General features: G+C 67.6%; 14 protein-coding genes. 6 read left to right on the forward strand and 8 right to left on the reverse strand.

All coding sequences use genetic code 11. The features are described 5' to 3' along the window. Positions 1–99 precede the first annotated feature (99 nt). Positions 100–312, reverse strand: a complete 213-nt coding sequence (locus tag E1295_RS45425; protein ID WP_132641186.1) for a hypothetical protein — start codon at positions 310–312, stop codon at positions 100–102. Between the two features lie 407 nt (positions 313–719). Here E1295_RS45425 and E1295_RS45430 point away from each other — a divergent pair, with 407 nt between their 5' ends. After that, positions 720–1,580, forward strand: a complete 861-nt coding sequence (locus E1295_RS45430; protein WP_132641188.1) for a hypothetical protein — start codon at positions 720–722, stop codon at positions 1,578–1,580. A gap of 78 nt (positions 1,581–1,658) precedes the next feature. On the opposite strand, the gene E1295_RS45435 is transcribed toward E1295_RS45430, so the two are convergent. Further along, entirely contained in the window at positions 1,659–2,408 is a 750-nt protein-coding gene (locus E1295_RS45435) for a tyrosine-type recombinase/integrase (protein ID WP_132641190.1), read from the reverse strand. Positions 2,409–2,502: 94 nt separating this feature from the next. After that, complete coding sequence (locus E1295_RS45440; protein WP_132641192.1) at positions 2,503–2,850, reverse strand: tyrosine-type recombinase/integrase; 348 nt, start codon at positions 2,848–2,850, stop codon at positions 2,503–2,505. A 21-nt stretch (positions 2,851–2,871) separates the two neighbouring features. Between E1295_RS45440 and E1295_RS45445 the strand changes: the two genes are divergently transcribed. Genes E1295_RS45445 through E1295_RS45455 form a run of 3 tightly spaced genes read left to right on the forward strand, consistent with a single transcriptional unit; the run spans position 2,872 to position 3,683 of the window. Continuing rightward, positions 2,872–3,099: a nitroreductase/quinone reductase family protein gene (locus E1295_RS45445; protein WP_246081178.1), complete on the forward strand. Its 228-nt coding sequence runs from the start codon at positions 2,872–2,874 to the stop codon at positions 3,097–3,099. 60 nt (positions 3,100–3,159) lie between these two features. Then, on the forward strand, positions 3,160–3,426 hold the full coding sequence (locus tag E1295_RS45450; protein WP_132641194.1) for a type II toxin-antitoxin system Phd/YefM family antitoxin: 267 nt from the start codon (positions 3,160–3,162) through the stop codon (positions 3,424–3,426). Then, complete coding sequence (locus E1295_RS45455) at positions 3,423–3,683, forward strand: Txe/YoeB family addiction module toxin (RefSeq protein ID WP_132641196.1); 261 nt, start codon at positions 3,423–3,425, stop codon at positions 3,681–3,683. Before E1295_RS45450 ends, E1295_RS45455 begins: the two co-directional genes overlap by 4 nt. A 32-nt stretch (positions 3,684–3,715) precedes the next feature. On the opposite strand, the gene E1295_RS49485 is transcribed toward E1295_RS45455, so the two are convergent. The 4 genes from E1295_RS49485 to E1295_RS45470 form a co-directional block, all read right to left on the reverse strand. Beyond that, on the reverse strand, positions 3,716–3,874 hold the full coding sequence (locus tag E1295_RS49485; protein WP_166427739.1) for a hypothetical protein: 159 nt from the start codon (positions 3,872–3,874) through the stop codon (positions 3,716–3,718). Positions 3,875–4,030: 156 nt separating this feature from the next. Then, on the reverse strand, positions 4,031–4,468 hold the full coding sequence (locus tag E1295_RS45460) for a GNAT family N-acetyltransferase (RefSeq protein ID WP_132641198.1): 438 nt from the start codon (positions 4,466–4,468) through the stop codon (positions 4,031–4,033). Positions 4,469–4,566: 98 nt separating this feature from the next. Then, entirely contained in the window at positions 4,567–5,007 is a 441-nt protein-coding gene (locus E1295_RS45465) for a VOC family protein (RefSeq protein ID WP_132641200.1), read from the reverse strand. Between the two features lie 7 nt (positions 5,008–5,014). Then, positions 5,015–5,923: a sigma-70 family RNA polymerase sigma factor gene (locus E1295_RS45470; protein WP_132641202.1), complete on the reverse strand. Its 909-nt coding sequence runs from the start codon at positions 5,921–5,923 to the stop codon at positions 5,015–5,017. Between the two features lie 108 nt (positions 5,924–6,031). Here E1295_RS45470 and E1295_RS45475 point away from each other — a divergent pair, with 108 nt between their 5' ends. Then, a complete protein-coding gene (locus E1295_RS45475) occupies positions 6,032–6,445 on the forward strand; it encodes a VOC family protein (RefSeq protein ID WP_132641204.1) in 414 nt (137 codons plus the stop codon). Positions 6,446–6,625: 180 nt separating this feature from the next. Further along, positions 6,626–8,146, forward strand: coding sequence for a nitrilase-related carbon-nitrogen hydrolase (locus E1295_RS45480; RefSeq protein ID WP_132641206.1), 1,521 nt, complete (start codon positions 6,626–6,628; stop codon positions 8,144–8,146). Positions 8,147–8,184: 38 nt separating this feature from the next. Here E1295_RS45480 and E1295_RS45485 read toward each other — a convergent pair whose 3' ends face one another. Further along, entirely contained in the window at positions 8,185–9,162 is a 978-nt protein-coding gene (locus tag E1295_RS45485) for an AraC family transcriptional regulator (protein WP_132641208.1), read from the reverse strand. Between the last annotated feature and the right edge of the window lie 277 nt (positions 9,163–9,439).

Genomic DNA, 9,439 nt, shown 5'->3' on the forward strand with positions numbered 1-9,439 from the left:
ACGGTGAGCGACACGGGTGTGCCTTCCCGACCGACGTTGGCGCGTCGGCCTTATCTCGAAACCTTGATCAGATGATTCGGGAAGGTACACCCCTTCCCGTCAGATCCACAGGTTTCGATCATTGCTCGTATGTACGGCAGCGGTGGCTGCGATCCATAGTCCCGCACATCCCCCGGCGGCCTTCGCGCCGAAAATGATGGCTTCGGCGACCGCGTCCCCACTGCCCAAGGCGAGCAAGGAGCCCGCGACGCCGATCAAGAGTGAGAGCAGGGCGCCCACGATGGCCCACCAAATGAGGCTTGCCTTGCTCACGCCCCGTTCCCCTTTTGCGTTGTGGCCCGGCAGTTGCCGCCTCCGGGCGCTGTGTACGAGTTCATGGGAGTACGAGTAGCAGAGCGTAAGTCCCGCGTACTCAACGTTGATCAAACCCGGACGTCGTCGAGTCTTCTCCGGATAGACGGGCCCATTCTTCGGATGCGGGCGGATGTCTACGGAAGGTTTGTGCGATTGAGACAAGTTGGGTATGGGGCGCACGGCGTGGCTAACATCTACGAGTCTGACCTGTGGGACCATAGTTACTTCTCGGGCGCAGGGCGGAGTGCACCTTCCTCCGTCTCGCCCACCCCCTACCGCCCAGCATGGACACTCGATCCTGAACAGGTTGGATCATGAATGGAGCCAGCCAAGGCGGCACTCGCCTAGCGTTGCTTGCGACGCGCATGAGAAAGCTGTATTACGTCGAAGCGGGGCAGCCGTCATATCAGATGCTCTCCAGGGAGGCCGAACGAATCCTCGCCGAGGCAGACGAGGAGAGTGACTGGCTGCGGTCTCTCCCGCGGGCCACTGCTTGTGATCTGATCAGCGGGAAGTCGAAGAGGACGCCCGACTGGCTGCTCGTGCGCACGTTGGTAGTTGTCTGCCACCACATCGCCACCAAGTCGAACCTCGATATTGCTCCCCAAGCGGCCTTGATAAAGGAGTTCGGCCAGCTCTGGCAGGCCGCGAAGGAGGAGGAAGAAGGTGGCTCACGGGCATCGCCGGCATACGTTGCGATGCATGGCTGTAGCGAGGAGCCTAGAAGCGACCAGATCACGGGCGATGTCTTAGATCCGGCTCCCGGAGAAGGCCCTTCCCGGAGAACCACTTCGCCGACTGGACGTATACCGGGCAGTTGGGGTCGTCTGGGTAGCCGACGACTCAAACAGGCTGAGGACGGTGACGCTCAGGCTGCCTATGAGGTGGCCGTACTGCTGGCATGTGAGGCCATCGGGTTGGAGAGCAGCGGCAGGGACCCGGAGGAAGTCGCGTACTGGCGGGCCGAGGCGGCTGTCTGGAAGGGCAGAGCCACGGGCAAGATCCCAGAAGCTGCTGCTTTACGGCTCCAAGGCCTCCAACTGGTCAACGCGGCATACGAGCTTGCCATCAGGTACAAGAAGGCAGGTAGGGCTGGTTCAAAGGACTTCTTCATCGCTGCCATGCAGGCGGAAAGCTCCGTTGGAGGACTGAACCAGGAGACATCCACCAGTTCCAGCGCCGATGAGTCCGTTGTCGTAGACCCTCGCGACGAGGCATGGCTGTAGCTGGTGAGTGCTGTCCTCGTGGAGGCCAGGGATTGTGAGTCATGGCCCACCCAATCACCAGATGGGATGGGTCATGACTCACGCTTCAGAGCGGGACCTTGTGCTCTCCTGAGACGCGGGCCTCGGATGGAACAGGCGGTCGTCCACGGCCTTCCGGAGCGTGAATCCAGGATCGGCATGTCCAAGGTACTCGGCGAGTTCCTTCACCGAGACACCGCCGGCGAGCACCACGCTTGCGTAGTAGTGCCGAAGCTGGTGTAGCCCTTCCTTACGGGAGGTGACGTAGCGGCTCCGTTGACGAGTGTCCTTGTTCGGTGTCGGAATCACGCCGGCAGCCACGAGAGCGGGCTTCCCTTCGCTGTAGCTCCTGGCCTTGATGAAACGATCGTCCGTCCATCGGAACAGCAGGTTGTACGTGCGAAGCGTGCCGTCCACCTTCTCCCAGGGCAGTGAGCAGGCCAGCGGCGGATAGGTCGAGAGGTGCCGCTTGATAGCTGCGGCGGCCCACTCAGGGAGCGGGACGACCCGTTCCCGATCGTTCTTCGGTAGCGCGAAGACATGATCGGCCCCAAGCTTCTTGATCTGCCGCCGTACACGGAGAACGCACTCCACGAAGTCGATGTCTTCGAGGGCCAGGGCGAACAGTTCACCCTGCCGGAGTCCGCACGCGGCCCTGAGCATTGGGAGCAGGCGGAAGGGGGCGGGGTGAGCGTCGATCAGGGCGCGTACCCGTTCGTCTGACCACGCCGTGATCTCTTCGGTTGCGCGCTTCGGCACCTGAACGATTGGCGACTTCGCGGGACTGCGCTTGATCGCCTCGTCGGCCACAGTTCACATCGAGGATGCCCTGAAGGACCAGGAACGACGTCTGTACGGTCGATGTCTCGAAGCGGCTGCTCAGGTCGCTGATCCAGGCCTGGATCTAGGATGGCTTGATGCTCTTCACCTGGCGCTTGGCAAAGGTCGGCGCGACATGAAGGCGGTGGATGTACTCGTATCGGATCTTGGTCGATGGGTCCACGATGCGCGAGGCGAGCCATCGTTCGGCGAGGTCGGAGAAGAGCACCTTGCCGGCGCTCGGGTCGATGTAGTCGCCACGGGCGATATCGGCGCCCATAGTGGCGATCTTGCGCTCGGCGTCGGCCTTGCGGTCGTAGGCGGTCGAGCGCTCTTTGCCGTCGGGGTCCACCCAGACGGCGAGCCAGCGCTTGCCCTTGCCGTGGCGTGCGGTCTTGGCCTTCTGCGACTTGCCGGCGGCAGTCCGCGTCATCCCGTCTGGTATCACAACCTCATGGCGAACCCGCAGGCCACGGTCGAGGTCGGCACGGAGACGGTGCCGGTCGTGGCCCGGCTGGCGGAGGGCGCGGAGCGTGAGCGGCTCTGGGTGAAAGAGGTGGCGCTCGTCCCGAAGTTCGCCGAGTTCGAAGCGGCCGCCGGCCGGCAGATTCCCGTCGTCGTGCTGGAGCGTGTCCACGGACACTCTTCATCCAGCCTCGCCTCGACGAATGACTCGGCCTGAAGAGCCGGCCATGCGCCTCAGGTCAGCGCCTTGCTGTACATCATGATGTACATTCAAGGTATGAAGGTGTTGACCATGTCTGAATCAAGGGCCAACTACGCCGCCACCCTTGATGCTGTGATCAATGATCAGGAAGAAGTCCTCATCACCCGCCCTGGCGGGGAAGGCGTCGTCATGGTGTCGCAACGTGAGTACGAATCGATGCGCGAGACGCTCTACCTCATGGCTTCGCCTGCCAACCGCCGACGTCTGTCCGAGGCGGTCGCACGTCTGGAAGCTGGAGGCGGCACCGTGCGTGAACTGGTCGATGAGGATCCCGCCTCGTGAAGATACTGTTCGACGAACTCGCATGGGATGACTACTGTTACTGGCAGCGAGAAGATCGGCGCATTCTCAAGAGGGTCAATCAGCTGATTGCCGACGTCGCCAGGAACGAGAACGAAGGCATCGGCAAACCAGAGCCGCTGAAGTACGAATGGTCCGGCTACTGGTCCCGGCGCATCACCTCAGAACATCGGCTCGTCTATCGCGTCAACGACGACACGATCCTGATCGCCGCCTGTCGCTATCATTACGAGAAGTAGCAGCGGGTCTCTTCCGCGTGTGCACCGGACGTTCAGGCTTCGCTGCGTAGATCGTCGATGAGCCACAACAGGGCAGAGACCGCGTTGGAGTAGCGCAGGTAGCGTGGGTTCCGGTTGTTCTTCGGCTCGCACTTGTCACGGAGCCGGCGTAGCTCGTCGATCATCTGCTGTAAGCGTTCGACGTCATTCAAGGATCATCACCTGACTCCGTACTCCTCGCGTAACGCTGATGACGGGGGATCAAGCGTCCGTTCGTGGCCGCAACACCGACGACATTCTCACCGCTGCGGGTGATGGTCCACCGCGCTCAGCCGCAGGATTCGGCCGGGTGAGCGGGCGTAGACCTCTCACCCGGGAGTGGAGAGCGGCTTGACCCAGCGGGACCACTGGGGTTGAGGGGCGTAGCCGGCGGCGTTCCAGGCTGCATGGGCAAGGGTGTTGTCGTGCAGGACCATGGCGTCGGCGCGGAAGGCGCCGTACTCGGTGAAGCGCTCCTCCGCCCTCGCCAGCAGCGCGGTGGCGATGCCCTTGCGGCGATGAAAAGGGTGGACGGCCAAGCGGTACAGGTGGGCCCGCCAGCCGTCCCATCCCGCGATGAGGGTCCCCGTCATCTCGCCGGCGCACTCCGCTATGAGCAGGGCCTCGGGATCGCGGGCCAGTAACGCGGCCACTTTGTCGGGAGAGTCGTGCCGGTCCGTCCCTTCGGCGGCCAGGACCCAGAACGCCAGCACAGCGTTCACGTCATCCGGGCTGCCGCTTCGAATGGTGACCTTGGATTCGTGCATGGCTCACAAGTTATGGCATCGCCAAGGTCGGCAGAGAGAACGGTCGCCGGTCGTTCTCGTCTCGGACCCGCCCCGCCCCGCCCCGCCGCGATCGTTCGTCACCGCTGAACGAAGCGGAGCAGGTTGCCCGAGGGGTCGAGGAAGGCACAGTCGCGGACGCCGCCGGGCCGGTCGATGGGTTCCTGCATCACCTCCGCGCCCGCCGCCGCCATGCGCTCGAACGTGGCGGCGCAGTCGTCCGTCACGAAGACCAGGTGACCGAGCAGGCCCTTGGCCAGCAGGTTCTCGATCGCCCGCCGGTCGCCGGGCGTGACACCTGGGCGGGTTCCCGGTGGTTCGAGGAGGAGGTGTACGTCCGGCTGCGACGGCGGGCCGACGCTCGCCCACCGCCCCGGCTCCGGTCCGACAGCGGGGCGTGCCTCGAAGCCGAGCAGGTCACGGTAGAAGCCGAGCGCCTGGTCAAGGTCGTGGACGGCGAGCGTGCAGGAAGAAAGCCGCAGATTCGTGCTGGTGCGGACCGGGCGGGAGGTTCGGGTCATCACTGTCCTAGTCGTCGGCACGGTAGGCGGCACGGGAGAAGGTGATGTCGAGGTCGCGCAGCCGGTCCGGGTCGGTGTCGATGGTGATGCGGGTGATCTTCCCGGCTCGGACGGCGAACGTGAAGACGGCCATCGGCCGGCCGCGGTGTGACCAGACGGCCGCCGGGACTCCGCCGACCAGTGCGGGTCTGGCGGCCTTGGCTCGTCCGGTGAAGAAGGCCGCCACCGCCTGACCGCCGCGCACCTCGCCCACCACGACGTCCGGGTCGAGCAGTTCGAGCAGGGCGGCGAAGTCCCCGTTCCGTGCGGCGGACAGGAAGGCGGCGACGATCTCCCGCTTCTGGGAGTGTGCGGTGTCCGGCTGCGAGTCCTCCCGCTGCTGAACATGCGCGGCGTCCGGGCCGCCGCCATCCGTTCCTCCTCGTACGCGGCGCCGGGCCCGGCTGGCGAGTTGCCTGGCCGCCGCAGGGGAGCGGTTCAGGATGGCGCCGATCTCCCCGAACGGCACGGCGAAGACGTCGTGCAGGACGAACGCGAGCCGTTCCGCGGGGTTCAGCGTGTCCAGCACCACCATCAGCGCGACGCCCACCGAATCGCTCAGGAGCGCCTCCTCCTCGGGCCCGGACAGGTGGAGGCCCGCGTACGGCGCGGCCGGTTCCGGCGGCAGCGCCCCGGCCGGCTTCTCGCGTCGTGTCCTGGGGGCCTCCAGCATGTTCAGGCAGACCCGGGCGACGACCGTGGTCAGCCATCCGGCCGGGTTCTCCACCTGGTCGGTGTCGGCGCGGCTGACCCGCAGCCACGCCTCCTGCACCGCGTCCTCGGCCTCGGCGGGGGAGCCGAGCATCCGGTACGCCACCGCGTGCAGTCGGTCCTGGTGCTCGGCGAACCGCTCGCTCAGCCAGTCCTGCTCAACCATCGGTCACATTCCTTCGTCGCGGCCTGTCATACCGATTGACCGGCGAACCCCCGCCGATGTGACAGGCGGGGACAGGTTGCCCATCTCGACCACAAGGGGAGTCAAGCCATGAAAGCGCACGTCAGCTCGATCCTGCTCGGCGTCAGGGACCTGGACAAGGCCAAGCAGTTCTACACGGAGGGGCTCGGCTGGAAGATCATGCACGACTACGGGGCGGTGGTGTTCATCGAATCGGACGGAGGCTCGCGGATCGGCTTCTACGGCCGCGAGGGCCTGGCCGAACAGGTGGGTACGAGCCCGGAAGGCAGCGGCTTCAGCGGCTTCGCCCTCACGTACGTCGTCCGGAGCGAGGGGCGGGTCGACGAGATCATGGAGGAGGCCGCGAAGGCCGGCGCGACGGTGCTCAAGCCCGCCGGCGCCCTGCCGTGGGGCGGGTACGGCGGCTCCTTCGCCGACCCCGACGGCTACATCTGGAGCCTCGGCTACAGCGCCCGCGGAACGGACCAGCCCTACGCCGAGTAGCCGCGGTCCGACCACCACGAAGGACGAGGAGCGGTTCGGTCATGGATGAGGAGAGGTGAGGTCACAGTCCCCGCCCGGGTGCCGGACCTAGCGTCGATCCGCGGCGGGATCGGCCGTCGCGCAAGAACCTCCGTCCCGCGCGTTCGCCGGGCGGAGGCCTCGACGGCGGGGAAGGATCACATGCGGACAGAGCAGCTCGACCGGCGGAGCGAGGCCGCGCCGCCGGCAACAGGCGGACGTCGGTGGCGGTGGGCCTGGCTGGGAGCGGGGACGCTGCTGTGGCTCTTCGCGGTGCACGGCCGGTTCGACATCGCCGTGGCGGCCTGGTTGTCGCCGGTCCTGCTGCTGAGGTTCGTACGGACCGGCCCGGCCCTCGGCGGGCTCGCGGCGGTGTGGGCGGCCTCGGCGTTGGCCGGCGTGTTCTGGCTGGTCGAGACCGTCGTGCCGATGAGCGTGATCGTCGTGGTGGGCATCATCGGGCTGGGCACCCTGACCGTCGTCCCGTACGTCCTGGACCGGCTCATCACCCCCGGAGCGGGCACGGTGACGTCCCTGCTGCTCTTCCCGGCGGCGCTGGCGGCCTGCGAGTTCCTGATGACGCTGCTCAGCCCCTTCGGCACCGCGTTCGGCGTGCCGGCCGCCACCCAGCACGACGACCTGGCGCTGCTGCAGGTCGTGTCGGTGACCGGCCCGTACGGGGTGGGGTTCCTCATCGGCTGGTTCGCGACGACGGTGAACCACCTCTGGGAGAAGCGGCTGCGCGGGTACGCGCTCCGCACCGCGGGTGCGTACGCAGGCGTCGTCCTGCTCGCCCTGCTCGCCGGCGGGGCCAGGCTCGCGTTCCTGCCGCCGGACGGCGCGACCGTGCGCGTGGCCGGCATCAGCCCGGACACCTCGGCCACCCGCGAGCTGCACGCCACGCTCAGCGCGGACCTCACCCCGCAGCAGGTGGCCTCGCGGGACCAGGCGGCCGTACGGGCGGCCTTCGGCAAGGTCAACGCCAACCTGCTGGCCAGGACGCGGGAGGCGGCCCGGGCGGGCGCGAAGATCGTGATGTGGTCGGAGCAGGCGGCCGGCGTCCTCGCGGCCGACGAGCAGGCGTTCCTCGGGCAGGTCGCCGCCGCGGCCCGCGAGAACGGCGTCTACCTGCAGGCCGCCGTGTCCCTCGTGCTGCCGCGGGCGCCGTACGCGGCCAACCGCACCTACCTGTACGACCCTTCGGGCGCGCAGGTCTGGGCCTACGACAAGACCCATCCCATTCCCGGCCTGGAGTTCTACCCGCCGGGCGACGGCGTGGTGCCGGTCGCGCGCACGCCGTACGGGCGGCTGGCCACGGTGACGTGCTTCGACGCCGACTTCCCGGAGCTGATGCGTGTGGACGCCGACATCATGCTCGTGCCCGCGCGCGACTGGGCGGAGATCGGCCCGGTGCACAGCCAGAAGGCGAGCCTGCGCTCGATCGAGAACGGGTACACGATGGTCCGGCAGGCCGAGTTCGGGGTGTCGGGGGCGTTCGACGCGCAGGGCCGCGTGCTGGCCGCGCACGACTACGCGGGCGGGGACCGGCACGTGGTCCTGTCCGACGTGCCCGTACGCGGCGCCACCACGGTCTACCGGGTGATCGGCGACGTGTTCGCCTGGGCGTGCCTGGCCGGCACGGTCGTCGCGGTCGGCCTGGCCGTCCGCCGCCGCACCCGATAGTCCAGGGCTCGCGGGCGTACGGGGCGTGACGGTCGGCGTCAGACGGTGTGCCGGGTGCGGTATTCGCCCGGTGGGCTGCCGACCCAGCGCGTGAAGGCCCGCCGGAACGCGCTCGGCTCGGAGAACCCGAGCCGCCAGGAGATCTGCTCCACCGACTCCCCGCCGCGCTCCAGGCTCGCGACGGCGACGTCCCGCAGGACCTCTTCCCGGATGCGCTGGAACGACGTGCCCTCCTGTCGCAGCAGCCGGCGCATGTGCTGGGGACTGATCGACAACCTGGCGGCCACGTCGTCGGCGCGTGTGCGTTCGCCGGGGCCGCCGCGTTCGAGCACGGCGCGCACCCGGGCGGCCGTGGTCGTGGCGTAGTCGCGGTGGTTGATCAGGTCGGCGGGCCACCGGCTGAGGTAGCGCAGCAGGTCGGCCTCCTCGCGTACGACGGGGGCCGTCAGATGGTGGGCGTCGAAGCTGATCGAGACCGCCGGGGCGCCGAAGACGGGCATGCGACCGAAGACCGGCACGTACGCGTCGCTGTGGGCGGGCTCGGGGAACGGCAGTTCCAGCCGGGACGGCGTGATCCGCCGCGCGACGAGCCACGCGGGGAAACGGTGGACGAGGGCGAGCACGATCTCGGCGGCGAGTTGCGGGACGTGGACGCCGGGTTCGGCGGCGATCTCGACGCGGCAGGTGGTGTGGCCGACGACGAGACGGCTGCGCGTGAAGCCCGTGGTGATCGAGGCGAACTCGGTCAGTCGCCCGAGCGCGGCCCGCAGGTCGGGTGCGTGGATGAGCCCCAGCGAGATCATCCGGAACGTGCCGGGCGGGATGGGGCGCGGGCCGAGCCTGAGCAGTTCGTCGCCGCTGCTCCGCCACAGGTCCCGCATCATCTCGACCGTCCGGGCGCAGCCGACGTGGGTGGCCCCTGGCCCGGCCAGCGTGCGCCTGACGTCGGGTCCGGCCGTCCCGGTGGAGTCGACGGCCGCGCGGACGAACTGGATCGCCACGCCGTTCGCCGGCATGCGTACCACCCCCTCGCTGCATCGATGACGCTAACAGACGCCCTATCCGACATCGGGGGACACATCGGCTGTTCGCACCATTGTCACCAACCGTAACTGTTTGCACTCTTTTAACAACTCAACTACGGTCCTTGACCACTGTCAGTCGTTTGTGTGCACACATGGAGCGATCAAGTGATGAACCGCAGGACAGGCACCGCCGTCGGCCTCACCGTGACCGTGGGCGCTCTGTGCTTCACCTCCCTGACGCCGGCGTACGCGTCCCCCACGCCCGCCC

The organism is Nonomuraea mesophila (assembly GCF_004352805.1).
Lineage (GTDB): Bacteria > Actinomycetota > Actinomycetes > Streptosporangiales > Streptosporangiaceae > Nonomuraea > Nonomuraea longispora.

Coding starts and splice junctions, on each gene's coding strand:
- E1295_RS45450 (WP_132641194.1), top strand. CDS start 3,160: ATGAAGGTGTTGACCATGTCTGAATCAAGGGCCAACTACGCCGCCACC.
- E1295_RS45465 (WP_132641200.1), bottom strand. CDS start 5,007: ATGACCCGAACCTCCCGCCCGGTCCGCACCAGCACGAATCTGCGGCTT.
- E1295_RS45470 (WP_132641202.1), bottom strand. CDS start 5,923: ATGGTTGAGCAGGACTGGCTGAGCGAGCGGTTCGCCGAGCACCAGGAC.
- E1295_RS45430 (WP_132641188.1), top strand. CDS start 720: ATGAGAAAGCTGTATTACGTCGAAGCGGGGCAGCCGTCATATCAGATG.
- E1295_RS45445 (WP_246081178.1), top strand. CDS start 2,872: ATGGCGAACCCGCAGGCCACGGTCGAGGTCGGCACGGAGACGGTGCCG.
- E1295_RS45460 (WP_132641198.1), bottom strand. CDS start 4,468: ATGCACGAATCCAAGGTCACCATTCGAAGCGGCAGCCCGGATGACGTG.
- E1295_RS45480 (WP_132641206.1), top strand. CDS start 6,626: ATGCGGACAGAGCAGCTCGACCGGCGGAGCGAGGCCGCGCCGCCGGCA.
- E1295_RS45475 (WP_132641204.1), top strand. CDS start 6,032: ATGAAAGCGCACGTCAGCTCGATCCTGCTCGGCGTCAGGGACCTGGAC.
- E1295_RS45440 (WP_132641192.1), bottom strand. CDS start 2,850: ATGACGCGGACTGCCGCCGGCAAGTCGCAGAAGGCCAAGACCGCACGC.
- E1295_RS45485 (WP_132641208.1), bottom strand. CDS start 9,162: ATGCCGGCGAACGGCGTGGCGATCCAGTTCGTCCGCGCGGCCGTCGAC.